General features: G+C 46.3%; 18 protein-coding genes. 12 read left to right on the top strand and 6 right to left on the bottom strand.

Annotated elements, in window-relative coordinates; genetic code table 11:
* Positions 1-12 precede the first annotated feature (12 nt).
* Together M3085_RS08170 and M3085_RS08165 are read left to right on the top strand one after the other, a co-directional pair.
* Positions 13-3048: an efflux RND transporter permease subunit gene (locus tag M3085_RS08170; protein ID WP_178257209.1), complete on the top strand. Its 3036-nt coding sequence runs from the start codon at positions 13-15 to the stop codon at positions 3046-3048.
* A complete protein-coding gene (locus M3085_RS08165) occupies positions 3045-4367 on the top strand; it encodes a TolC family protein (protein ID WP_178257210.1) in 1323 nt (440 codons plus the stop codon). The genes M3085_RS08170 and M3085_RS08165 overlap by 4 nt, the downstream gene beginning before the upstream one ends.
* Before the next feature lie 90 nt (positions 4368-4457).
* On the opposite strand, the gene M3085_RS08160 is transcribed toward M3085_RS08165, so the two are convergent.
* Together M3085_RS08160 and M3085_RS08155 are read right to left on the bottom strand one after the other, a co-directional pair.
* Positions 4458-5438 carry a GNAT family N-acetyltransferase gene (locus M3085_RS08160; RefSeq protein WP_178257211.1) on the bottom strand — a complete coding sequence of 327 codons (981 nt, stop codon included), beginning with the start codon at positions 5436-5438 and terminating at the stop codon, positions 4458-4460.
* A gap of 22 nt (positions 5439-5460) precedes the next feature.
* Complete coding sequence (locus tag M3085_RS08155; RefSeq protein WP_178257212.1) at positions 5461-6279, bottom strand: 1-acyl-sn-glycerol-3-phosphate acyltransferase; 819 nt, start codon at positions 6277-6279, stop codon at positions 5461-5463.
* A gap of 557 nt (positions 6280-6836) precedes the next feature.
* Here M3085_RS08155 and rsmH point away from each other — a divergent pair.
* The 10 genes from rsmH to M3085_RS08105 all read left to right on the top strand — a co-directional run bounded on the left by rsmH (position 6837) and on the right by M3085_RS08105 (position 18541).
* Positions 6837-7751, top strand: a complete 915-nt coding sequence (gene rsmH / locus M3085_RS08150; protein ID WP_249052763.1) for a 16S rRNA (cytosine(1402)-N(4))-methyltransferase RsmH — start codon at positions 6837-6839, stop codon at positions 7749-7751.
* Between the two features lie 12 nt (positions 7752-7763).
* On the top strand, positions 7764-8120 hold the full coding sequence (locus tag M3085_RS08145; protein ID WP_178257214.1) for an FtsL-like putative cell division protein: 357 nt from the start codon (positions 7764-7766) through the stop codon (positions 8118-8120).
* A 1-nt stretch (position 8121) separates the two neighbouring features.
* On the top strand, positions 8122-10254 hold the full coding sequence (locus tag M3085_RS08140; protein ID WP_249052762.1) for a penicillin-binding protein: 2133 nt from the start codon (positions 8122-8124) through the stop codon (positions 10252-10254).
* Positions 10255-10263: 9 nt separating this feature from the next.
* A complete protein-coding gene (locus tag M3085_RS08135) occupies positions 10264-11721 on the top strand; it encodes a UDP-N-acetylmuramoyl-L-alanyl-D-glutamate--2,6-diaminopimelate ligase (protein ID WP_178257216.1) in 1458 nt (485 codons plus the stop codon).
* A gap of 5 nt (positions 11722-11726) precedes the next feature.
* Complete coding sequence (locus tag M3085_RS08130; protein WP_191710874.1) at positions 11727-12995, top strand: phospho-N-acetylmuramoyl-pentapeptide-transferase; 1269 nt, start codon at positions 11727-11729, stop codon at positions 12993-12995.
* A 6-nt stretch (positions 12996-13001) separates the two neighbouring features.
* Complete coding sequence (gene murD, locus M3085_RS08125; RefSeq protein ID WP_178257218.1) at positions 13002-14336, top strand: UDP-N-acetylmuramoyl-L-alanine--D-glutamate ligase; 1335 nt, start codon at positions 13002-13004, stop codon at positions 14334-14336.
* A 23-nt stretch (positions 14337-14359) separates the two neighbouring features.
* Positions 14360-15667: an FtsW/RodA/SpoVE family cell cycle protein gene (locus tag M3085_RS08120; RefSeq protein WP_178257219.1), complete on the top strand. Its 1308-nt coding sequence runs from the start codon at positions 14360-14362 to the stop codon at positions 15665-15667.
* A 377-nt stretch (positions 15668-16044) separates the two neighbouring features.
* Complete coding sequence (locus M3085_RS08115; protein WP_249052761.1) at positions 16045-16452, top strand: acyl-CoA thioesterase; 408 nt, start codon at positions 16045-16047, stop codon at positions 16450-16452.
* Positions 16449-17561 carry a DNA-processing protein DprA gene (dprA, locus tag M3085_RS08110; protein WP_191710873.1) on the top strand — a complete coding sequence of 371 codons (1113 nt, stop codon included), beginning with the start codon at positions 16449-16451 and terminating at the stop codon, positions 17559-17561. The genes M3085_RS08115 and dprA overlap by 4 nt, the downstream gene beginning before the upstream one ends.
* Positions 17562-17578: 17 nt before the next feature.
* On the top strand, positions 17579-18541 hold the full coding sequence (locus M3085_RS08105) for a DUF5106 domain-containing protein (RefSeq protein ID WP_249052760.1): 963 nt from the start codon (positions 17579-17581) through the stop codon (positions 18539-18541).
* A 58-nt stretch (positions 18542-18599) separates the two neighbouring features.
* Here M3085_RS08105 and M3085_RS08100 read toward each other — a convergent pair whose 3' ends face one another.
* The 4 genes from M3085_RS08100 to M3085_RS08085 form a co-directional block, all read right to left on the bottom strand.
* The gene (locus tag M3085_RS08100) at positions 18600-20183 is read right to left on the bottom strand and encodes a S41 family peptidase (RefSeq protein WP_191710872.1); all 1584 of its coding nucleotides are present in this window, start codon (positions 20181-20183) and stop codon (positions 18600-18602) included.
* 157 nt (positions 20184-20340) lie between these two features.
* Positions 20341-22848, bottom strand: coding sequence for a glutaminase domain-containing protein (locus tag M3085_RS08095; RefSeq protein ID WP_249052758.1), 2508 nt, complete (start codon positions 22846-22848; stop codon positions 20341-20343).
* A 247-nt stretch (positions 22849-23095) separates the two neighbouring features.
* Positions 23096-23548: a pantetheine-phosphate adenylyltransferase gene (gene coaD / locus M3085_RS08090; RefSeq protein WP_178257224.1), complete on the bottom strand. Its 453-nt coding sequence runs from the start codon at positions 23546-23548 to the stop codon at positions 23096-23098.
* 13 nt (positions 23549-23561) lie between these two features.
* Positions 23562-25493: a DNA topoisomerase IV subunit B gene (locus M3085_RS08085; protein WP_204501020.1), complete on the bottom strand. Its 1932-nt coding sequence runs from the start codon at positions 25491-25493 to the stop codon at positions 23562-23564.

Genomic DNA, 25493 nt, shown 5'->3' with positions numbered 1-25493 from the left:
TATGCGTGGCTTATGAATATCTCCGAACTTAGTATCCGAAGACCGGTGTTGGCCACCGTACTTACGATTATTATCCTGCTTTTCGGACTCATCGGTTATACCACTCTCGGTGTACGTGAATATCCGTCGGTCGATAATCCCATTATCTCGGTTAGTTGCAGTTATCCGGGAGCTAATGCTGAAGTAATTGAAAATCAGATAACCGAGCCACTTGAACAGAATATCAACGGTATTCCGGGTATCCGCTCACTGTCCAGCGTGAGCCAGCAGGGACAGAGCCGCATTACGGTGGAATTTGAATTGTCTGTCGACTTGGAAACGGCTGCCAATGACGTGCGCGATAAAGTATCGCGTGCGCAGCGTTATTTGCCGCGCGATTGCGACCCTCCCACTGTGTCGAAAGCCGATGCCGATGCCAGTCCCATCCTGATGGTAGCCATCCAAAGCAATACCCGCTCGCTGCTGGAGCTGAGCGAAATAGCCGACCTGACCGTAAAAGAGCAGTTACAAACCATATCCGATGTAAGTAGTGTATCTATTTGGGGTGAAAAGCGTTATTCTATGCGCCTTTGGCTTGACCCGGTAAAGATGGCAGGATACGGAATCACTCCCGTAGATGTAAAGAATGCCATTGATGAGGAAAACTTGGAGCTTCCGTCGGGAAGCATCGAAGGAAACACCGTGGAACTGACGTTACGAACGATGGGACAAATGCACACGGCGAAAGAGTTTAATAATGTTATCATTAAAGAGAGCAACGGAAGAATTATCCGTTTCAGCGATATCGGATATGCCGAACTTGGTCCGGCTGACCTGAAAAGCTACATGAAAATGAACGGTGTGCCGATGGTGGGTGTGGTGGTTATTCCTCAGCCCGGAGCAAACCATATTGAAATCGCCGATGCCGTATACGAACGCATGACGCAGATACAGAAAGATTTGCCCGATGATGTGGATTATACGTATGGATTTGACAATACCCGTTTTATCCGCGCATCCATAGCCGAAGTGGAAAGTACGGTTTACGAGGCTTTCGTCTTGGTTATCCTTATCATCTTCCTTTTCTTGCGCGACTGGCGTGTAACGCTGATTCCCTGTATCGTTATCCCCGTATCGTTGATTGGAGCATTCTTTGTGATGTACGTAGCAGGCTTTTCTATCAACGTGTTGACGATGCTTGCCGTGGTGCTTTCCGTGGGACTGGTGGTGGACGATGCCATCGTTATGACCGAAAACATCTATATCCGCATCGAACGTGGTATGAAACCCTTTGAAGCCGGTATAGAAGGTGCAAAAGAAATCTTTTTTGCCGTCATTTCCACAACCATTACGTTGGCAGCGGTATTCTTGCCGATTGTGTTTATGGAGGGCACGAGCGGACGCCTGTTCCGCGAGTTCAGTTTCGTGGTTGCCGGTTCGGTGATTATCTCAGCATTTGCCGCCCTGACTTTCACTCCGATGCTTGCCACCAAGATGTTGCGCTACCGCGAAAAGCAAAACTGGTTCTATCGTAAAACCGAGCCTTTCTTTGAGGGAATGAACCGTTATTACTCGCAGTCGTTGGCTTATGTGTTGCGTCATCGGTTCGCTGCCATTCCGTTTACGATAGTCATGCTGATTATCATCGCTTTCCTTTGGAACAAGATACCTTCGGAGATGGCTCCGCTTGAAGACCGTTCGCAAATCAATATCGATACCCGTGCGGCCGAAGGAGCCAGCTATGAATATATCCGCGATTATACCGAAGAAATCAATCAGTTGGTTGATTCGATAATTCCCGATGCTGCTTTTGTTACGGCACGTGTCTCAAGCGGAAGCGGAAATATCCAAATAACACTGAAAGACATCAAAGAACGCGATTATACCCAGATGGAGGTTGCCGAACAGATATCGCAGGCGATACGCAAGCATACCAAAGCGCGTGCATTTGTACGTCAGCAGTCATCGTTTGGCGGACGGCGGAGCAGTATGCCCGTCCAGTATGTACTCCAATCGGTAAGTATCGAGAAGTTGGAAAAGGTATTGCCGGAATTTCTACGACAGGTCTATGATAACCCGGTATTCCAGATGGCAGATGTCAATCTGAAGTTCACCAGTCCCGAAATGCGCGTTCATATCAACCGCGATAAAGCGGGAACGATGGGTGTAAGCGTGCGCGACATCGGCGAAACCCTGCAATACGGCTTGAGCGGTCAGCGTATGGGTTATTTCTACATGAACGGAAAGCAGTACGAAATTCTCGGGCAGATAAGCCGCCAACAGCGTAACCAACCGGCAAACATCAAGTCCATTTATATCCGGAGCGACAAAGGAGAGATGATACAGTTGGATAACTTGGTAGAGTTTGTAGAAGCAGTAGCTCCTCCCAAGCTGTATCATTACAACCGTTTTATTTCGGCTACTATTTCGGCAGGACTGGCAGAAGGAAAGACCATCGGGCAGGGACTGGACGAAATGGATAAGATAGCGGCGAATGTATTGGATGACACTTTCCGTACTGCCCTTTCGGGCGACTCGAAAGACTACCGCGAAAGTTCTTCCAGTCTGATGTTTGCTTTCATTCTTGCACTGATATTGATTTATCTGATTCTTGCTGCCCAGTTTGAAAGCTTCAAAGACCCCTTTATCATCATGCTTACCGTTCCGCTTGCCATTGCCGGAGCATTGATTTTTATGTATTTCGGTAATATAACCATGAATATATTCAGCCAGATTGGTATCATCATGCTTATCGGTCTGGTGGCAAAGAACGGTATTCTGATTGTGGAGTTTGCGAATCAGAAACAGGAGCATGGCGAAGAAAAAATGCAAGCTATCCGCGATGCAGCCCTTCAACGTCTGCGCCCCATCCTGATGACCAGTGCGGCAACCATTTTAGGTTTGATTCCGTTGGCTTTTGCCACGGGCGAAGGAGCCAATCAACGCATCGCGATGGGTACGGCGGTAGTGGGAGGTATGTTGGTTTCTACCTTCCTTACGATGTATATCGTTCCTGCCATTTATTCTTATATATCTACTAACCGGCAAAAAAAGGAGAAAAAAGCATGAAACGAATCATTCCCTTTTTAATACTATATGTCTTCATAGCCTTCCCGTTGAGGGCACAATATGAATATACCCTGAAGCAATGTCTTGAAGAAGGGTTGATGAACAATTATTCGCTACGCATTACGCGCAATGAGGAATTGATTAGCAAGAACAACGCTACGCTGGGGAACGCAGGGTTCTTGCCTACGGTAGATTTGACTGCCAGTTATACCGGTACGGCAGACAATACGAATACCGAAGAGCGGGAGACGGGTATCACAACCAAGCAGCGCGGTGTATTCGACCAAACATTGGATGCCGGGCTTGATGTTAACTGGACAGTGTTCGACGGTTTCAGCATCAGTACCACGTATAAACAGTTGCAGGAATTAAAGCGGCAGGGTGAAACCAATACCCGCATTGCCATTGAGGATTTTATTGCAACGCTTACCGCCGAGTATTACAATTATATTCAGCAGGAAATCCGTTTGAAGAACTTCCGTTATGCTGTTTCGCTCTCGAAGGAGCGGTTGCGCATTGTGGAAGAGCGATACCACATCGGAAACTTCTCGCGTTTGGATTATCAGCAGGCTACGGTAGACTTTAATGCCGACAGTGCGCAGTATATGAAACAGCAGGAACTGGTACATACTTCGCGCATCAATCTGAACGAGCTGATGGCGGCAAAAGATGTCGACCGCCCGATACAAGTACGGGATTCGGTGATTGACATCAGCGACTTCTTGGATTTCAACGACCTTTGGAATTCTACGCTTACCGCCAACGCCAGCTTGTTGCGTGCCGACCAGAATTCGGTTATCGCACAGTTGGATTATAAGAAAGTATTGTCGCGTAACTATCCTTACGTGCGGCTGAATGCCGGATACGGTTATACATTAAATAAATACGATGTAAACGCCACGCGCAGCCGCAGTAATTGGGGATTCAGCGGCGGGGTGACGGTAGGGTTTAACATCTTCGACGGAAACCGTAAGCGCGAAAAGCGTAACGCAAGCCTTGCCATCCGCAACGCCCAGTTAGAGCGTGAGGAACTGGAACAGGGATTGCGTGCCGACCTCAGCAACCTTTGGCAGGCATACCGGAACAACCTTCGTCTGTTGAGCCTTGAACGTCAGAACCTGATAGCAGCAAAAGAAAATCACGACATAGCGAAAGACCGTTACCTGCTGGGAGACTTGTCGGGTATCGAGATGCGCGAGGCACAAAAGAGTCTGCTCGATGCGGAAGAACGTATCCTTTCGGCAGAGTATGATACAAAAATGTGTGAGATTTCCCTTTTGCAGATTAGCGGGAAGATTATGCAATACTTGGAAGATTGAAAGAGTAGTGTCGCAAAAGCGTAAATCTACGCTTTTGCGAAGTATTGGGTAAAAAGGAACATCTGCTCAATGTTCCTATAAACAATTCTTTTATTTTGAAATCACCGGATTAGCTCCTGAAGTGAAATGCAAGGCTTCGGGATGTTCTTTTATGTAAGATTCGATATGGCGTACACGTTTTTCTTCCAGAATCTCATCTACGGCAATCAGAATACCCGTTTCTTCTACATTTCCGAAACCGTCGTTAATGGCAGTCCCAAACATACGCATGGTGGGCGAAAGTCCCATGTAAGCGTTAACCAAAGGCGGAATGTTATATCCCAACTTACGCACCTCGGCGTTTAAAACCTTATAGTCTTCCTTAAACGTATTGTGGCAGAACAACTTTTCGAGAACCGCCGGGTCTGTTTCTATCTGCAGCGGGGTCATCGGGGTTATCAGCTTGTCTTTGTCGTAAAAATGCTTGTTGAGGAAATAAAGAATCATGTCGCGTCCGAAGCGGTTGTAGCTGGGATACATCGTCATCTTACCAAAGAAATATTTCACATTGGGCTTGATTACTGTCAATGCTCCCAATCCATCCCACAGATTGTCGAGTGCAAATAAACCTTTTGAGCCGGAGCGTGTAGACTGATATTCGAGGGTTACGAACGAACGCCCTAATTCGATGGTGGTAGGAAGGTAATCTTTTAAAAACTTCTCAGAGAAATCAAACATGTGAGCCGTAGCCAATTTAGGTTTCCCATGCTCGTCGAATTCTACTTCATCGCCCAGTATGTAACGGTATCCTCCCAATATTTCTTCAGCTTCCGGATTCCAAACAATCAGTTGCTGGTAAGGATTTTCCATTAAGTCGTATTCATCCAAGTCCATCGACATGCCTGTGCCACCTCCGGCTGCGCGGAATGCGATTTCACGTAAGCGACCGATTTCTTTCAATACGTTAGGCGCGTTTTGCCATGTTACAACGTATATTTCGTTGTTACTTTTGTTTGTGGAGCGCATACGTTTGTCGGGTGTGAGTTCCGATTTCAGTAGTTCCTTGTCAATCGGAGCAATAATATCTTCCATATCTATCAATTATAACATCTTTTTATAATTTGTAAACCAGTTCACGCACGTAGTCCGCCCATTCGGCCGGAGTTTTCTGTTTACCGAATGTTTCCCACGGGATGGGTTTCCCGATAGTTACCCGGAACGTTTTATGGCGGTTTTTCAACATTTCGTCGGCAAGATAAAGCATGGCTATGTTAAACTTGATTCCTAAGAACTTACAGACATTTGCCAGCGTGTAAAAGAAGTTCGAGTTTCGTCCTTCAAAATGAATGGGTACAATGGTGCGGTGAGTTTCTATACTTTTGGTAATGAATGTTTTTTTCCACGGCAAATCTTTGATTGTTCCGTTCTGCCTGCGCGAACAAAGTCCGGCAGGGAACATGATGATATGACTGTCTGAGCGGAAGCCGGCTTCTACCATTTTAGGGAAATCGCGCGATTGCGAACCGGTTTTGTTGATTGGGATACAAAGGGGCGCCAGTCCGCGGAGGTTCATCAGCAAGTCGTTTACCAGATATTTGATTCGCCCGTCGTAGTGCTTTCCAAGTATATATCCCAGTGAGATACCGTCTTGTCCCCCTAAAGGGTGATTGGACACAAACGTACACAAACCTTCCTTAGGGAGATTTTCAAGTCCCCTGATATCAAGTTTTACATCAAGAAACTCCATGCACGCTTCCAGAAAGTCGACTCCTTCTTTACCGGAGACTTCTTTTAAAAAGACATTCAGTTCATCCTGATGTACGATGTGTTTCAGGTACGAAACCACGAATCGGGGAACCCTTTTGGCTTTTGGTCCTGCCTTTTCTTTCAGAATCTTGTCTATGTCAATTAAAAAGATTGAGTCGTCAGCCATTCTTTACTTTATTGTATTTGTGTTACAAAAGTAATGTATCTTTTGATAAATAGGGCAATAGTGGTAAAAAAATCTACTATTTAACACAAAAAATATACTGTAGGGCATGTTTTGTATACGTTGATATGACAAACCGGGCCTTTTTTTGCCCGTGATTTAGGGAAAGCTGGCGGTTTGTTGCCCGGCTTTTGTTTAACTATTCTGCCGGGTAAAACGCTGGCGGAAATTCCCGCAGTAAAATCCCGGAAAACGCTACCGTTAGTGTTGGTCAACTCATGCGGTAGCGTTGCCCGGTTCTACCCATAGAACTTGTTTACGCTATGGGTAGCGTTTTTCGGGCTTCCGGCAAGCCGGAAAAAGTTTGGGAAGGCTCGGTGTAAGCCGACAGGTTTCCAAGATAACGGCTTGTGTTTGAGAAAGCAAAATACACCGCGCTGAGGCGGGCTGTTGATAACTTTCTGAAAAATTCCCCAACCAATATAGTGCCTAATTATAAGGAAATGCCTAATTTTACACCTTAATTATATAATAGCTAAAAACAGCAAAGATATTGACTCATGAACGAAACGGAACAGACTTATCATGTGCCTGTACTTTTGCAGGAAAGCATCTGCGGACTGAACTTGCAGGATGGCGGAATTTATGTGGACGTAACTTTCGGAGGAGGTGGACATTCACGGGAGATTTTGCGTCGGATGGGAAAGGAAAGCCGTTTGTTCAGTTTCGATCAAGACGAAGATGCGGAGCGCAACATTGTGGATGACAGCCGTTTTACCTTCGTGCGGAGTAATTTCAGGTATCTGCGTAACTTTCTTCGTTACTACGGAGTGGAAGAGGTTGACGGTATTCTTGCCGATTTGGGAGTGTCGTCTCATCATTTCGACGACAGTGAGCGCGGCTTTTCTTTTCGTTTCGACGGAAAGTTGGACATGCGCATGAACCGCCGGGCGGGAATGACGGCTGCCGATGTAGTCAATACGTATGATGAAGAGCGGCTGGCTGATGTGTTTTACCTGTACGGTGAACTGAAGAACAGCCGGAAGCTGGCGAACGTATTGGTAAAGGCGCGCGCCCGGAAGCCATTTGATACCATAGGCGATTTTCTTGAAGTGGTAAAGCCGCTGTACAGCAGGGAAAGAGAAAAAAAAGAATTGGCGAAAGTGTTTCAGGCGCTGCGCATCGAAGTGAACGAAGAAATGCAGGCGCTGAAAGAAATGCTGTATGCGGCTACCGAGGCGTTGAAGCCCGGAGGGAGACTGGTGGTTATCACCTATCATTCGCTGGAAGACCGCATGGTAAAGAACCTGATGAAAACAGGAAATATCGAAGGAAAGGCCGATCAGGATTTTTATGGAAACGTAAAAACACCGTTCCGCCTGATAAACAATAAAGTAATCGTGCCCGCCGACGAGGAGATACTGCGTAATCCTCGCTCGCGAAGCGCTAAATTAAGAATTGCAGAAAAGAAATAACAAGTAAAAGTTATGGAACAACAAGAAGACAAGCAGCAGGAAACTTTCCATATCACGCTGAAAAGCATCTTGGGAGGGGATATTTTGGCTCATAACTTCCTGAGAAAGCAGGCCAACTTGCTTATTTTAATAGTAATCTTGACCATTTTCTATATAAACAACCGTTATGAAAGCCAGCGTGAAATCATTGAAATAGACCGGTTGAAAAAAGAGCTGGTAGATACAAAATATGATGCGCTGACCATTTCTTCGGAACTGACCGAACGGAGCCGCCAGTCGCGCATCGAAGAATATGTTGCAACAGAAGAAGGGAAAATGCCGCTTCAAACAGCTACTACTCCTCCATTTTTAATTAAAGAGAAGAAATAAGATGATGTTTGGACAGAAAAATATCATGCTCCGCTATACGTTCATAGTGTTTGTCATGGCGTTGATAGCGGTGGCGGTTATTATCAAGGCCGCATTTATCATGTTTGCAGAACGTCAGTACTGGAAAGACGTTGCCGACCGTTTCGTTAAAGAGAATGTCACGGTTGCTCCTACGCGCGGAAATATTATTTCAGCCGACGGGAAATTAATGGCGAGCAGCTTGCCGGAATATAAAATTTATATGGATTTCGTAGCGCTGAAAGAAGCCGGTAACGACTCTGTACTGATGAACCATCTGACGGAAATCTGTGAAGGGATGCATCAGATATTCCCGGATAAAAGTGCGCAGAGCTTTCGTCGGCATATCTTGAACGGAAGGCGTGCGAAGAGCAGAAACTATTTGCTTTACCCCAAGCGCATCTCATATATTGAGTATAAGGAGGTCAAAAAACTTCCGGTGTTTAATTTGAATAAATACCGGGGCGGATTTCACGAATTGGCTTTCAATCAGCGGAAAAAACCTTTCGGCTCGTTGGCTGCCCGTACGTTGGGCGATATGTACCCCGATATAACGTTGGGTGCGAAAAACGGCATTGAGCTTACTTACGATTCAATTTTGCGCGGGCAAAATGGCATCACCCACCGCCAAAAGGTGATGAACAAATACTTGAATATCGTGGATAAGCCGGCGGTAGATGGTTGCGATGTGATTACAACCATCGATGTCGACATGCAGGATATTGCCGAGAAAGCCCTTGTAGACCAGCTCAAAAATCTGAATGCCGTATCCGGAGTGGCGGTAGTAATGGAAGTTGCTACGGGCGATGTGAAAGCTAATGTAAACATGACCAAAGCAGGCGACGGGAATTATTACGAAATGCGCAATGCTTCGGTAAGTAACCTGATGGAGCCGGGGTCTACCTTTAAAACGGCTTCTATCATGGTAGCGCTCGAAGATAAATATATTACGCCCGATTATGTGGTAGATACAGGAAACGGGGTGGTAAATATGCACGGCAGTTTCATGAAAGACTGGAACTGGTATAAGGGCGGTTATGGAAAGATAGATGTGACACGCATCCTTGAAGTATCATCCAATGTGGGCGTATCGACGATTATCGATCATTTTTACGGAAAGAATCCCCAAAAGTTTGTCGACGGCTTGAAACGCATGAGCATCGACAAACCGCTGAACTTGGGCTTTGTGGGTGAAGCAAGTCCGCGCATACAAGGGCCGAACGAACGTTATTTTGCAGGAACCACTTTGCCGTGGATGAGTATCGGTTACGAAACGATGATTCCTCCCATTTATCTGTTGAATTTTTATAATGCCATTGCCAATAACGGCGTGATGGTGAAACCCAAGTTCGTGAAAGCAATAGCCAAAGACGGCGAGATATTGAAAGAATTTCCGACGGAAATAGTCAATCCGAAAATTTGTTCGGATACGACGTTGATGCAGATACGTACTATTCTGCGTAAAGTGGTTTCGCAAGGACTTGCAAAACCGGCAGGAAGCAAACAGTTCAGCGTATCGGGCAAAACAGGAACAGCGCAAATCTCGCAAGGTAAAGCCGGATATAAAGCTGGAGGAGTAAGCTATTTGGTTAGCTTCTGCGGTTACTTCCCCTCCGAGAACCCTAAATACAGTTGCATTGTTTCTATTCAGATACCTCACGGTCCGGCATCCGGAGGCTTGCAGGCAGGAAGCGTGTTCAGCCGCATCGCCGAACGTATTTATGCGAAACATTTGAATCAGGATTTGGAACATGCCAAAGATTCTACCTCGATACTGATACCTAACGTAAAGAGCGGAGATATCCAAGAGGCTGCTTATGTATTGCGCGCACTGAATGTGAACAGCAACAGTGCGTCTATCCCGACAGCGTCGGAAGATATTCCTGTATGGGGAAAAGTGACAACCACTCCCACTCAGGCAGAGCTGAAAGAAACTAAAATAAACAGCAAGTTGCTTCCTAACGTAAAGGGCATGGGTGCGAAAGATGCCGTTTACCTGTTGGAAAGTTACGGGCTGAAAGTCCGTTTGTCGGGCGTAGGGAAGGTCACTTCTCAAAGCCTTGCGGCCGGGTCTCATGTCCGCAGGGGGCAAACTATAACATTGATTCTTAAATAAGATAAAGAAATGAAACTGGAAGAAATTTTGAAATCTGTGAACGTTTGCCGTTGGGCAGGCGATTTAAATATAGAGGTAACAGACATACAAATGGACTCGCGCTTGGTGAAGCCCGGCTGTTTGTTTGTAGCTGTGAAAGGAACTCAAACAGACGGACATGCGTACATCGGAAAAGCTATTGCCGGTGGAGCTGCCGCTATCGTATGTGAAATCCTGCCTGAGCAAACCGATGACAAGGTTACTTATGTTCAAGTGAGCGATTCGGAAGATGCGGTAGGCAAGTTGGCTACAACATTTTATGGCAATCCGACAGAAAAATTAGATTTGGTGGGCGTTACCGGAACGAACGGGAAAACCACCATCGCTACTTTGCTTTATGAAATGTTTCGCCGCTTTGGATATAAGGTAGGTTTAATATCTACGGTATGCAATTATATTGACGGAGAAGCCATTCCGACCGACCATACTACACCCGACCCCATTACGCTTAACAGATTATTAGGCAAAATGGCAGACGAAGGCTGTAAATATGCGTTTATGGAAGTAAGTTCTCATTCGGTGGCTCAAAAACGTATCGGCGGACTGAAATTTGCAGGAGGTATCTTTACGAATCTCACCCGCGACCATTTGGACTACCATAAAACCTTTGAGAATTATCTGAAAGCGAAAAAGGCTTTTTTTGATGGACTTCCTAAATCGGCTTTCGCACTGACGAACGCCGATGATAAAAATGGCTTGGTCATGGTACAAAATACGAAAGCCAAAGTTGCGACTTATTCGCTTCGTACGTTATGCGATTTCAAAGGGAAGGTATTGGAAGACGGCTTTGAAGGAATGTTGTTGGATATTAACAACAGAGAGGTGAACGTACAATTCATCGGACGGTTTAACGCTTCCAATTTGTTGGCCGTATATGGAGCAGCCTGCTTATTGGGAAAACAGCCGGAAGAAGTCTTAATTGCATTAAGCATCTTGCGTCCTGTATCCGGACGTTTCGATGCCATTCGTTCGCCGAAAGGCTATACAGCGATTGTAGATTACGCCCATACCCCCGATGCCTTAGAGAATGTATTGAATGCCATTCATGAAGTGCTCAAAGGACGCGGACAAGTAATCACGGTAGTGGGGGCAGGCGGTAATCGCGATAAAGGCAAACGTCCGCTCATGGCGCAAGAATCGGTAAAACAAAGCGATAAGGTAGTGATAACGTCGGATAATCCTCGCTTCGAAGAACCGCAAGATATCATTAACGATATGTTGGCAGGATTGACAAAAGAGGATATGCGTAAGGTTATCTCTATTGCCGACCGCCGTGAAGCCATCCGTACGGCATGTATGCTGGCACAACCGGGCGATGTGGTGTTGATAGCCGGAAAGGGACATGAGAATTACCAAGAAGTTAAGGGAGTGAAACATCATTTCGATGATAAAGAAGTGGTAAAAGATATATTTGCAAACGAAAACTGATAGGCATGTTATATTATCTATTTCATTATTTAGAGCAAATTGATTTTCCCGGTGCGCGAATGTTTGGTTACGTATCGTTTCGTTCGCTGATGGCGGTTATCATTGCATTGTTGATTTCTTCTATTTTTGGGGAATACTTTATCAATTTGCTGAAACGGAAACAAATAACCGAAACCCAGCGCGACGCTTCGATTGACCCCTTTAATGTCAATAAAGTTGGCGTTCCTACAATGGGGGGCATTATCATTATTGTGGCTACCCTGATACCTTGCCTATTGTTGGGTAAGCTGCATAATATCTATATGTTGCTGATGCTGATAACCACTGTTTGGTTAGGAACTTTGGGCTTTTTGGATGATTATATCAAAGTATTCCGCAAAGACAAGGAGGGCTTGCATGGAAAGTTTAAAATTATCGGGCAAGTAGGCTTGGGATTGATTGTAGGACTGACGCTTTACCTTAGTCCCGATGTAGTTATACGCGAGAATGTGGAAGTACAGCGTAACGGAGAGATTGTAGAGGTGGTGCATAAGACGCAAGATGAGAAGTCTACTAAAACAACCATCCCTTTCTTTAAGAACAATAACCTTGATTATGCTGATTTTGTAGGATTCTTCGGCGAACATGCACAAACAGCGGGTTGGATTGTATTCGTACTGGTTACGATATTTGTGGTGACAGCCGTATCCAACGGAGCCAACCTGAATGACGGGATGGATGGTATGGCAGCCGGAAACTCTGCGATAATCGGAGTCACGTTAGGGATTTTGGCTTACGTTTCCAGTCACATTGAATACGCCGGTTACCTGAATATTATGTATATACCGGGAAGTGAGGAACTGGTAATCTATATTTGTGCCTTTATTGGTGCGCTTATCGGTTTCTTGTGGTATAATGCGTTCCCCGCTCAAGTATTTATGGGCGATACGGGTAGCCTTACCATTGGCGGTATCATCGCTGTTTTCGCCATCATTATCCACAAAGAATTGCTCATACCGATACTGTGCGGTGTGTTCCTTATAGAGAATTTGTCTGTAATTTTACAAGTAAGATACTTCCGGAGCGGAAAGAAAAAAGGAATCAAGCGACGTGTTTTCAAACGTACGCCGATTCACGATCATTTCCGCACGACCCTATCGCAGCTCGACCCTGAGTGTACGTATGTTTTTACACGTCCGGCGAGTGTATTTCACGAGTCGAAAATTACCGTCCGCTTCTGGATTGTAACCATCGTACTCGCAGCAATAACGATTATAACTTTAAAGATTAGATAAAGAGTCATGACAAAGAGAATTGTCATATTAGGAGCCGGTGAAAGCGGCACAGGTGCAGCGATACTGGCACAAAAGAAAGGTTTCGACACGTTTGTATCAGACATGTCTGCCATTAAAGACAAATACAAAGACATGTTAAACGAAAGAGGCATCCGGTGGGAAGAGGGAAAGCATACGGAGGAGTTGATACTGAATGCCGACGAAGTAATCAAGAGTCCGGGCATCCCCAACGATGTTCCTATGATTCTGAAACTGAAAGAAAAAGGCATTCCGGTTATTTCCGAAATCGAATTTGCCGGACGTTATACGAATGCCAAAATGATTTGTATCACGGGCAGTAACGGAAAAACAACCACTACCTCGCTGATTTATCATATCTTCAAGAAAGCCGGACTCAACGTGGGGCTTGCCGGAAATATCGGTCAGAGCCTTGCTTATCAGGTGGCGGAATGTAACTACGATTATTATGTTATCGAGTTGAGCAGCTTCCAGTTGGATAACATGTATAAGTTTCATGCCAACATTGCCGTGCTGATGAACATCACGCCCGACCATCTCGACCGTTATGATTACAAGATGCAGAACTATGTGGATGCCAAGTTCCGCATTATCCAGAACCAGACGCCTGAAGACGCATTCATTTTCTGGAACGATGACCCCATTATCCAACACGAACTTCATAAGTATGGCATTCACGGACATTATTATCCCTTTGCTGAAAAGCGTGAAGACGGGCTGGCTGCATTTGTTGAGCAGAACAAGATTTATTTCACACAGCCCATCGCGTTTAACATGGAGCAGGAGGAGCTGGCTTTGACAGGCACGCACAATCTGTTCAACTCGATGGCGGCAGGTATCTCTGCCAACATTGCCGGTATCCGGAAAGAAGATATCCGGGAGGCGTTGAGCGATTTCAAGGGGGTGGAACACCGTTTAGAGAAGGTGGCTCGTGTGCGTGGTGTAGAGTACGTTAACGACTCGAAAGCCACGAATGTAAACTCTTGCTGGTATGCCCTTCAGAGCATGAAAACCAAGACGGTACTTATTTTGGGTGGCAAAGACAAAGGAAATGATTACAACGAAATTGCCGATTTGGTAAGGGAAAAATGTTCTGGGCTTATCTTTTTGGGCTTGCACAACGAGAAGTTGCACGGATTCTTCGATGGGTTCGGACTGCCGATAGCCGATGTTCAAAGCATGAAAGATGCCGTTGATGCTGCTTACCGGATGGCAAAACAGGGCGAAACCGTATTGCTGAGTCCCTGCTGCGCCAGCTTCGACCTCTTTAAGAGTTACGAAGACCGCGGCGACCAGTTTAAAGAGTGTGTAAGAAACCTGTAATAAACCGTTAGATACTTAGAGCGATGGATTTGCTAAAAAATTTGTTTAAAGGCGACAAGGCTATCTGGATTATCTTCCTGTTTCTTTGTCTGGTATCCGTTATCGAGGTATTCAGCGCCGCCAGTACGCTGACTTACAAGAGCGGCGACCATTGGGAACCTATTACCCAGCATAGCCTCATCCTGATGGTGGGAGCCTGTATCGTAGTGTTGGTTCACAACATTCCCTATAAGTTTTTCCGGGTATTTCCGTTCTTCCTTCTCCCTATTTCGGCTGTCTTACTGGCTTTTGTTACGATAACCGGACTTGTAACGGGCGACCGTATCAACGGTGCGGCACGGTGGATGACGTTTTTCGGCATTCAGTTTCAGCCTTCCGAGTTGGCGAAAATGGCGGTAATAATCGTTACGGCATTCATCTTGTCTAAGTTTCAAGAAGAAAACGGAACAAACCGGAAGGCTTTCCGGTGGATAATGTGGATAACGGGCGTTGTTTTCATATTGATTGCCCCTGAAAACGGCTCTACGGCGGTGTTGCTGTTCGGAGTGGTATTCTTGATGATGATTATCGGCAGAGTTCCGTGGCAGCAACTGACCAAGCTGGCGGCGGCAGTGGTGCTGATGCTTGGTCTTTTCATCGGGGTGGTAATGGCTATCCCTGCCGAGAAACTGAGAGAAGTGCCGATGATGCACCGTGTAGAGACGTGGCAGAACCGTATCAAGGGATTTTTTGCCGACAGTGAAGCCGTTCCAGCCGCTAAATACGATATCGACAAGAATGCACAAGTAGCTCATGCCAATATAGCCATTGCTTCCAGTCACATCGTAGGTAAGATGCCCGGAAACAGCATCCAGCGTGACTTCCTTTCGCAAGCATTTTCCGACTTCATTTTCGCCATCATCATCGAAGAACTCGGACTGGTGGGAGGGGCGTTTGTTGCCATTCTTTATATTTGGCTGCTGATGCGAACGGGGAAAATCGCCCGAAAGTGTGACAGGAGTTTCCCTGCGTTTCTGGTAATGGGTATCGCACTGCTGTTGGTATCGCAGGCATTGCTTAACATGATGGTAGCCGTAGGACTGTTTCCTGTTACCGGACAACCTCTTCCGCTTATCAGCAAGGGAGGAACGTCTACACTCATCAACTGTGCTTATATCGGGATGATACTGAGCGTGAGCCGTTACGTAAACGAAATGGAAGCCCGACGCAAGGAGGAAGAAGAAAGGCAAAAACAGCAGGTGCAGGAAGCTGCCATCGCTGCACTTCAAACGGCGGCAATGAACTTGGCTGAGCAGACAAAGACCGATAAAGATGCGCAGCCCAACCAGTAAATATTGGTTTCTACTGACATAAATTATACGCGAAACAAAAGGTTATCTCAATTTTTATTGAGGTAGCCTTTTGTTTTTTATAGCTGAAAGCGTAGGTGAAAAACCCATTGATTTGTTCCGGAAAACGCTACCGTTAGCGTCAGTCATTCCATGCGGTAGAGTTACTCGGTTCTACCCATAGAATTCCCCCGTCCTATGGGTAGGATTTTCCAACTTCCCGACAGAACCGGATAGTACCTAAAATACAGGATTTTACCGGAGAAGGCATCTGTAGCAATAGTTGGCAGAACAGGATATTTCTCAGAACTTACTGCAGAAAGCGGATTATTTTTTCACAGATAAACTATATCTTTGTCAGAATAACACTAAACACTGATATGGAAAAGTATATCTTTGAACTTACGATGAAAGTGCGCGATTACGAATGCGACTTACAGGGAATTGTGAATAATGCCAATTACCAACATTACATCGAGCATACACGTCATGAATTTCTGCTTTCGGCTGGCATCGGTTTTGCCCGGCTGCATGAGCAGGGCATCGACCCCGTGGTGGCGCGTCTGAACATGGCATTCAAGACTCCGCTGCGCAGCGGCGATGAGTTCGTGTCAAAATTATACCTGAAGAAAGAGGGCATTAAGTACGTATTTTATCAAGATATTTTCCGCCTGCCCGACATGAAGCCGGTCATCAAGTCGACTGTTGAAACAGTTTGTCTCGTAGGCGGACGTTTGAGTGAAAGCGCATTACTTTACGAAACCTTTTCTCCTTACCTCAGCGAATGAACGAAGAAACGCTTTATACGTTTGCCCTTACGCGCATTCCGGGTGTGGGACTGATAGGAGCGCATAACTTGTTGCGTGCGGTGGATAATGCGAGCGATTTGTTCCTTCATACGCAGGAATTGTCGCGTAGTATTCCGGGCTTCCCGAAACGGCTGGTAAAATCGTTCGACTGCCCTGATACGTTGCGCCTGTGTGAAGCCGAATTACAGTTTGCCGAGAAAAACCGCATCCGTGTACTTACTGCTAAAGATGCCGATTACCCTTCGCGTTTACGCGAGTGTGAAGATTCTCCGCTGGTGTTGTTTTATCGGGGAAATGCCGATCTGAACGCCATGCACGTAGTCAGCATCGTAGGCACGCGCAATGTTACAGAGTACGGAAAGGATATGTGTTTGAGGTTTGTGGGCGAACTGAAAGAATTGTTGCCCGATGTCATCATAGTAAGCGGTTTGGCGTATGGAGTAGATATCCATGCCCATCGCGCAGCCTTACAAAACGGGCTGGACACGGTAGGCGTACTGGCCCACGGGCTGGATAGAATCTATCCGAACGTTCACCGGAAAACGGCAGCCGAAATGACGGAACACGGCGGACTGCTGACCGAGTATCCGAGCGGAACCAGCCCCGACCGCCAGAACTTTGTGAAGCGTAATCGCATTGTTGCGGGTATCAGTGATGCCACAGTGGTCATTGAGTCGGCAGCCAAAGGAGGTTCGCTGATAACAGCCGAAATAGCCGAAAGCTACCACCGCGACTGCTTTGCCGTGCCCGGCAGAGTGGGTGATGTCTTTTCCGAAGGGTGTAACAACCTGATACGTAATAATCGCGCTTCGTTGCTTCAAAGTGCGGAAGAATTGGTTAAGGCGATGAACTGGGATGCCCCTCAGAAAACTCCGGCAGCAGCCGTACAGCGTCAGCTTTTTCCCGACCTCTCTGCCGACGAACAACTGGTAGTCGACCTGCTGCAGAAACATGAAGAAGGACTGCAAATCAATTTGTTGGTAGTAGAAAGCAACATTGCCATCAACCGCCTCACCGGAATCCTTTTTGAGTTAGAGATGAAAGGGATAATCCGCACGTTGGCAGGCGGCATGTACAGACTAATCTGAATTAATCTTATATAGCCATGAAAAAAAAGTCATATAACAAAGTAGGGATACTGTTGATGTTTGTCGTACTCTTTGCCTGTCAGGGCAATGCCGGCAGGAAAACGGCAGATGATTCCGCACAGTCTCCTCGTCAGGAACAAGCAGTAGAACCCCAGTTCCCGTTTCCGTCCATTCCCTCTACACTGACCGAGCCTGAAGAACGAAAGGAATACCTGTTGCAACACTATTGGGACAACTTTGATTTCTCCGACTCTGCATTAGTCAATAACCGGGACGTTTCCGAGCAAGGCTTTGTAAATCAAATCGCATTGTTGGCAGACGGAATAACCGGACCGGAACTCATCCGGCAGAGCATGGATAATTTCTGTTCGGGAATGGAGCAAGATACTCATGCGCGCAAGGTTTTCATGCAGATGGCAGAAGATTACCTGTACAATCCCAACTCGCCTTTCTATAACGAAGATTTGTATCTGGTTTATCTGAAGCGCATGGTGCAAAGCAAGGCGTTGGATGAAGCACAGAAAAGTACACTGGCTTTCAAGGCAGAGTTGGCGAGCCGCAACCGGGTAGGTACAGAAGCCACCGACTTTGTATACTACCTGCCCGACGGGAGTAAACGTTCCTTAAAGCAGACATCCGTTCGCGGCAACCGGATGATATTGGTGTTTTATGATCCGGAATGTCCGAGCTGCCATGAAACTCTTCAACAAATGATGGACGATACGGCATTGGCAAATGCGGTAGATAAAGGCAATGTAACCGTAACTGCCATTTATACCGAAGGAAATGAGGATGCTTGGAAAAAAGCCTTGCCTCAAATGCCGGAAAACTGGATAATAGGAAACGACCGCATGACGGTAAAAGACCATGCGCTTTATGACTTGAAAGCCATGCCGAGCCTCTATCTTTTAGATGCCCGCAAGCAGGTACTTCTGAAAGATGTACCTTACGGGCGTATTAAGGAAACATTAGGCTTGTGAGATGGATACGGGTCAGCGCAACCCTATCCATTGGCATTTGCGCTGACCCGTATGGTTATTATTCCCGCTTCGGAAAGTTCAGGCCGGGCTGCTCCAGCAGTTGGACAGCTTTTTGCATACTGTTGCTCAGTTCGTTGATCACCTGAAAATATTCGTTCATGTCCCACAAATCGCGGGCTATCAATGCTTTCAGTTGGGTCTTGATTAAAGGCAGTGCCGTTTGATATTGTTCCTCATCGTATGTGGCTCCGGTTGCCTTTCCGGTAGCTATCAGTTCGTTCAACATCTCGTCGGTCACTTCGAAATCGCGGTTAAAGCGGTCGAATGTTTTATACTTCTTCATCCACTCGGCACGATGGCGGTCTATTAGCTTCAGATTCTCCTGAACGATAGCTCCTTTATCGCGCAGAGCAAGATAATAGTCGGTGTACATGGTGGTATCAATCGGGACGAAATAATCGGGCATGATGCCTCCCCCGCCGTATACCGTTCGTCCCAATTTCAGGGTACGGGTTTTCAGTGAATCGGGGAAATGAATACTGTCGGCACTTACCATTTCGCCACGGTTATAGCGGTCTATCAAATCCTGATTATATTGTTCGATACTCTCATAAGGCTTTTGGATGCAGCGTCCCGAAGGCGTGTAGTAACGCGCCACGGTGAGCCGGATCATGGAGCCGTCGGGCAAATCAATCGGACGTTGAACCAATCCTTTCCCAAACGTGCGTCGTCCTACCACGATGCCTCTGTCCCAATCCTGAATGGCTCCCGTAACGATTTCGCTGGCAGATGCCGAATACTCGTCGACCAGTACCACCAGCCGGCCCGTTTGGAAATCACCGTCACCTTTTGCTGTAAATTCCGAGCGAGGGTTACGGCGTCCTTCTGTATACACAATAAGCTCTTTTTTACCCAGCAGTTGGTCGCACAGTTCGATTGCCGCATTCAGGTAACCTCCCCCGTTGCCTTGCAGGTCGAGTATTAAATCCTTCATGCCCTGCTTTTGCAACTTGCCAAGTGCGTCACGAAACTCTTGTCCGGTAGTTGCCGCAAAACGATTGATGCGGATGTACCCCACGTGTTTGTTTACCATGTATGAAGCATCAAGACTGTAAACCGGTATCTTATCGCGTTTGATGGTAAAAGGCAATAACTCTTTCACTCCGTTGCGCAATACTTTTACATCGACTTTCGACCCCTTAGGCCCGCGCAAACGGCGCATTACTTCATCCGTAGTCATTTTTACTCCGGCTATTACGGTGTCGTTCACCTCTATGATGCGGTCGCCTGCCAGAATGCCTACCTTTTCTGAAGGACCTCCCGATACGGGCTGGATGACAAACAGCGTATCGGTTGCCATATTAAACTGAATCCCGATTCCTTCAAAGTTTCCCAATAAAGGTTCGTTCAGGCGTTTTACCTCTTCCGGGTCGGAGTAAGTGGAATGTGGGTCAAGTTCTTCCAGCATACTGATAATCGCCGTTTCCACCAACTTCCCTTCGTCTACTTTATCTACATACAGGTTGGCAATCGCAAATTCCGCCAGTTGGAGTTTGCGGAAAGGCGAGTTCAACAGTTTGTTTTGGGCGACTGCCGCAACTATGCCTGCACACGCCACTAACATCAATATATATCTTTTCATTTCAGAATGTTTTTCTGAATGCAAACTTACGGATTTTCTGCGGAATAAACTAATTAAAAACATTACCGCTTGCGTTGGTCCGTGTATGCGGTAGTGTTAATGAAAACATCCGCATGTGCAGGCCAACGCAAGCGGTAGCGTTTTATGTGCCTATATGTTACTGTTTTTCTTGCATTTTATCCATCAATACCTTCATCCAATATCCACCGATAACCGAACGGGCGCGGAAGCCTACCCATTCGCCACTGTCGGTATGATGCCAGTCGCTGATAGGCACGCGGGTTGTCGTCTCGTTGACATATTTATATAATGGGTTAATGAACTGTTGGAATGTTTCCATATCTTCCGACATGGAAGCTGTCCACATAATCCAATCAGATTTGGTATATTCTTTCCGGCTGTCCAGCGGTAGACCGAAAGGATTTTGTTTGGTCAGATAATATTTCAATTCTTTTTCCATTACGCCCGGAAACAGATTCAATCCCCACATCTTATCCCATACCATGTTATATTTCTGGCTCCATGTATTGGGGCGGTCGAATGCCAGACGGTAATGGTCTCCTTCGCTTGCCATTTCCATCCATTTCTTTGCCATGTTTCGCGCTTTCGTCATATAGGTTTCGGCAACTTCGTCCATGCCTAACATTTTAGCCATTTCGCTGTAAGCTGCCACTCCCATGATTGCCTTAACCGAAAGGTTAGCGTTATGTGCCCAGTGTCCGGCAAAGTCATCGGTACACAACTGATTTTCGGGGTCTTGACCATACTCTGCCAGATAGTTGGTCCAGATGGTAAGCAAGTCCCAATATCTTTTTGCATAATCGGCATTTCCTTCGGCTTTGGCTACGGCAGCAGCCAGAATCACCATGTTTCCGCCTTCTTCAATCGGCATGTCGCCACCATATACTTGCCCGTTGGCTATCGGGTAAGTACCCAAATCGTGTGCCGGGAAAGGCTTGTTCCATCTTCCGCTTGCACTGTATTCAAAGATACTTGTCATCATGCCTTTCATCAAGTCGGGATTGTAAACAAGGAACAAAGGAGCAGAAGGATAAGTAAGGTCTACCGTATTGATGCATCCGTTACTGTTATTTTCTTTTGAGAAGAACAGTAAGTTGCCTTCTTTGTCGGTAAACAATTTGTGGGCAGCCATCACGTGGCGATAAGAAGCCGCACAGATTTCGGCGTATTTCTTGCCTCCGGCTTTCTCGGCATCCTTCATAATCATGGCATCGAAATCGCGGCAACGCTCCATGATGCTCTGATAGTTTGCCTTCGCGCGCTCGAAAGCATCGAAAATGCTGACCTTTCCGTCGTGTTTCCAGTAAGCCATCCGGCGTTCGTACATGTATTCGACAGAGTAGATATCATCGTATCCAATCATCATGAAACCGCTTTTCCCTGTGGAAGAAACATTACCCAAATCTTCCATATAAGCCATTGCAGGCATTTCGTCGGCTTTGCGTGTGATAACTTCACGCCGTCCTGCCATCAGTTCTCCTTGCGTAGAGAACGCCGCTTTCATGTCGGCATAATTCCCTAAACTGACCGAAGTATTTGCTCCGTTTTTTCCAGCCAGATACACATATCCCCAATCGATGCTTATCAAGTCTCCCTTTCGGTCGGTAATCGGTTGATCGATACTTCCTGCCTCAACGTAATTGATACCGTTTTTCCGGATAACCTGTGCTTTAGTGGGCTGGGTCATTTCGTTTACGGCGAGTTGAGGAGTTGTTTCGATATACACCTGCACGTCGTGTGCTTTTTTATCGGTAGAAGTAGCCTGATAAGAAATATAGTTTATGGGAGTTGAAATCAGGTCGAGATCGTCAATCAGCATGGGGGCAGTGAAAACCACGTCGAGTTCCACCGGACCGCAAGTAAACGTATAGTAAGTTTGGGTGGGCAATACATCTACCGATTTCTGGATGGCTGCATTCTCAAATTCCACTGTCTTCTGGTTAGTCGTATACAATCCGAAGTCTACGTAAGCACCTCCGGTCGTGTTATGACAATGCGCAGCGATAACATTTTGCCCTTTGCGCATCTTGGCACGTACTTTGTCAGACAGCTCCAACACCACATTGTTTCTCCAGCAGTAATCCGTAGCCACCAATTTTTCGCCGTTCAAGTAAAGTTCGAACACATCATCGTGTGAATACTTCAAATAAATAGGGGCATTTGCCGGGATTTCATTCAGATTAAATTCGCGGCGTACCCAGATATCTTTCGTGTTCCACCCGGTGCGTACCGCAGGCATATCGTTTGTGCCGAACGCCCCTTGTCCTTTCTGCCAGCCATTTGCCGCATAATCCAGCGCTGTCCATTCTCCTTGAGGCGCATCAAAAGTATAATGGCCTTCCCAAGCCTCACTACCAGCCATTGACACCAATGCTTCGAGTGCCTGTTTTCCCATGAACCGATATACTTTTCCGTCTACACGAACGGCTCCTATTAATGATTTCTCATCGTTTGTCCAGTGTTTGGTACTTCCTTCGTTCAGTTTGTCATAAGGCGACCAGATAGAAAAATAAGGGTCAGAAGTTACCAGCGGAACAGATGGAAGTCTCAAGTCTGTTTCTTGAACCGGCTTAAACAAATCTGTAGCCTGAAGTTGGCAACACAGCCCCATAGCAAGCAAAGTTACAGTTGTAAGTTTTTTCATTGTTTTCGTTTGTTTTTGGTATTAGTTACTACAATTGATATTCAAAAAGCCTATTGGGTTTGATGCAAAAGTAAGCCCCTGCATTGAGAATAGCGGAAATAATTGTTCCAAAAAACAAAAGTTGTTATTCAAAACCCTACGTAATCCGCTAAGTTATGATAAATAAAGGCATCGGCTTGTCTTGGGTAAAACATGCCGATGCCTTTGTTATGTCTTATGGCTGATTTCTGAAGGAGCCGGAGAGGAGTCAGATTTTCATTCCTTGAGGAAGGAATGGAGTAACGTCTTTGCCGAACTGAAGCAGTTCGCGGACGATGGTGGAGCTGACGGATGTCAGTTCGGGTTCGGTGAACAGAAGGATGGTTTCGATGCCGGACAATTTGCGGTTGACATCGGCTATTGTTTCCTCGTATTCAAAATCGCGTACGGTACGGATACCGCGAATAATGACCTGTGCATTTTGTTCTATGGCAAAGTCAATGGTCAGTCCGTCGTAAGCCATGACTTTAACCCGCGGATCATCAGCATATAGTTTACGAATCATGTCTAACCGCTTTTCCGTAGGAAACCATGTGCGTTTGCTTTCGTTGATTCCGATACTGATGATAACTTCGTCCATAAATGTCAACGCACGTTTGACTACGGAATAGTGTCCCACGGTAAACGGGTCGAATGTTCCGGGGAATATTGCTCTTTTCATTGTTTTGTTTCGTTTAGCTTACTATGTCTTCTTCAACTACAAGGTTGTCGATAATAAAATTCTGTCTTTCCATTGTATTTTTACCCATGTAAAACTCCAACAGTTCTTTTACGGCATCGGTTTTCCGAAGCGTTACTTGTTCTAACCGCATGTCTTTCCCGATGAAGTTACGGAATTCTTCGGGCGAAATCTCACCCAGACCTTTAAAACGGGTTATTTCCGGATTGGGCGACAGTTTCTCAATGGCAGCAAGTCGTTCTTCTTCCGAATAACAGTAAAGGGTTTCATACACACCTTTCCGGCGGTTGCGTACGCGGAAAAGCGGGGTTTGCAAAATGTATACGTGTCCTTTTTTTATCAAGTCGGGGAAGAACTGAAGGAAGAACGTTATCATCAACAGGCGGATGTGCATACCGTCTACATCGGCATCGGTAGCTACGATAACCTTATTATAACGCAATCCGTCTAAGCCGTCTTCTATGTTCAGAGCGGCTTGTAGGAGATTGAATTCTTCATTCTCGTAAACCACCTTTTTGGTCAGTCCGAACGAGTTAAGCGGTTTTCCCCGCAGGCTGAATACGGCTTGGGTATTTACATCGCGACTTTTCGTGATAGAACCGCTTGCAGAATCTCCCTCGGTAATGAAGATGGAACTTTCCAGACGGGGGTCGTCTTCCTCGTCTTTCTTGCTGACTTTCGTATCGTTCAAGTGGATGCGGCAATCACGCAGCTTGCGGTTATGCAGGTTGGCTTTTTTTGCACGCTCGCGGGCAATCTTTGTTACACCGGCAATAGCCTTGCGCTCTTTTTCCGATTCCTGTATCTTCTGAAGCATGACTTCCGCCACGTCTGCGTGTTTATGCAGATAATTATCTACTTGTTCTTTAACGAAGTCACCTACAAATTTGTTGACACTTACGCCCGACAGCGGATAAGGATTTCCCTCTGAGTCTTTTTCGGGAGCCATGGTCAATGAACCCAACTTGATTTTGGTCTGACTCTCAAACGTGGGTTCGATGACATTAATGGCAATGGCAGCTACCAGTCCGTTACGGATATCCTGATATTCCAAGTTTTTTCCATAGAACTCTTTTATCGTGCGTGCGATATGTTCTTTAAAGGCACTTTGGTGCGTACCTCCCTGTGTGGTATGCTGTCCGTTTACGAACGAGTAATATTCTTCGCCGTATTGCGGGCTGTGGGTGAAAGCAATCTCGATGTCTTCGCCTTTTAAGTGGATAATGGGGTATAATCCCTGCGAAGTCATGTTATCGTTCAGCAAATCCTCCAGTCCGTTGCGGCTGATGATGCGGTGATTATTGTAGTAAATAGCCAGCCCCGTATTGAGATACGTATAATTCCGGAGCATGGTTTCAATAAATTCCGGGCGGAAATGGTAGTTAACAAACAGGGTATTGTCCGGTTCGAAGAAAATGTAAGTTCCGTTTTCTTCATTGGTTTCCTGCATGGTGTCGCTCAACAAATTGCCACGTTCGAAAATGGCTTCGCGCATCTGTCCGTCGCGTATGCTCCGTGCCACAAAGCGTGAACTTAGTGCATTGACAGCCTTTGCACCCACTCCGTTCAGCCCGACGCTCTTCTTGAAGGCTTTGGTATCGTACTTACCTCCTGTGTTCAGCATTGATACGGCATCCACCAGACTTCCCAACGGAATACCGCGTCCGTAATCGCGTACGGAGACACGCAGATTATCTTCCATCTGGATGTCGATACGCTTTCCGGCTCCCATTTTGAACTCATCAATCGAGTTGTCTATCACTTCTTTCAGCAGTACATAAATGCCGTCTTCCGCCTGCGAGCCATCGCCCAAACGCCCGATGTACATACCCGGACGGGTACGCACATGCTCCATATCGCTCAGGTGGCGGATGTTCTCCTCAGTATATGAAACCGGATTGGTTATTTGTTCGTTAGTCTCTTCCAT

This window comes from Bacteroides caecicola (assembly GCF_023337095.1).
Taxonomy (GTDB): Bacteria; Bacteroidota; Bacteroidia; order Bacteroidales; family Bacteroidaceae; genus Phocaeicola; species Phocaeicola gallinarum.
Note: the sequence above shows the minus strand (reverse complement) of the source record. Positions and strands in the feature narration are given on the sequence as shown.

Bases quoted from the DNA above. Each gene is read 5' to 3' on its own strand.
- M3085_RS08170 (WP_178257209.1), top strand. From the start codon at position 13: ATGAATATCTCCGAACTTAGTATCCGAAGACCGGTGTTGGCCACCGTA.
- M3085_RS08165 (WP_178257210.1), top strand. From the start codon at position 3,045: ATGAAACGAATCATTCCCTTTTTAATACTATATGTCTTCATAGCCTTC.
- M3085_RS08160 (WP_178257211.1), bottom strand. From the start codon at position 5,438: ATGGAAGATATTATTGCTCCGATTGACAAGGAACTACTGAAATCGGAA.
- M3085_RS08155 (WP_178257212.1), bottom strand. From the start codon at position 6,279: ATGGCTGACGACTCAATCTTTTTAATTGACATAGACAAGATTCTGAAA.
- rsmH (WP_249052763.1), top strand. From the start codon at position 6,837: ATGAACGAAACGGAACAGACTTATCATGTGCCTGTACTTTTGCAGGAA.
- M3085_RS08145 (WP_178257214.1), top strand. From the start codon at position 7,764: ATGGAACAACAAGAAGACAAGCAGCAGGAAACTTTCCATATCACGCTG.
- M3085_RS08140 (WP_249052762.1), top strand. From the start codon at position 8,122: ATGATGTTTGGACAGAAAAATATCATGCTCCGCTATACGTTCATAGTG.
- M3085_RS08135 (WP_178257216.1), top strand. From the start codon at position 10,264: ATGAAACTGGAAGAAATTTTGAAATCTGTGAACGTTTGCCGTTGGGCA.
- M3085_RS08130 (WP_191710874.1), top strand. From the start codon at position 11,727: ATGTTATATTATCTATTTCATTATTTAGAGCAAATTGATTTTCCCGGT.
- murD (WP_178257218.1), top strand. From the start codon at position 13,002: ATGACAAAGAGAATTGTCATATTAGGAGCCGGTGAAAGCGGCACAGGT.
- M3085_RS08120 (WP_178257219.1), top strand. From the start codon at position 14,360: ATGGATTTGCTAAAAAATTTGTTTAAAGGCGACAAGGCTATCTGGATT.
- M3085_RS08115 (WP_249052761.1), top strand. From the start codon at position 16,045: ATGGAAAAGTATATCTTTGAACTTACGATGAAAGTGCGCGATTACGAA.
- dprA (WP_191710873.1), top strand. From the start codon at position 16,449: ATGAACGAAGAAACGCTTTATACGTTTGCCCTTACGCGCATTCCGGGT.
- M3085_RS08105 (WP_249052760.1), top strand. From the start codon at position 17,579: ATGAAAAAAAAGTCATATAACAAAGTAGGGATACTGTTGATGTTTGTC.
- M3085_RS08100 (WP_191710872.1), bottom strand. From the start codon at position 20,183: ATGAAAAGATATATATTGATGTTAGTGGCGTGTGCAGGCATAGTTGCG.
- M3085_RS08095 (WP_249052758.1), bottom strand. From the start codon at position 22,848: ATGAAAAAACTTACAACTGTAACTTTGCTTGCTATGGGGCTGTGTTGC.
- coaD (WP_178257224.1), bottom strand. From the start codon at position 23,548: ATGAAAAGAGCAATATTCCCCGGAACATTCGACCCGTTTACCGTGGGA.
- M3085_RS08085 (WP_204501020.1), bottom strand. From the start codon at position 25,493: ATGGAAGAGACTAACGAACAAATAACCAATCCGGTTTCATATACTGAG.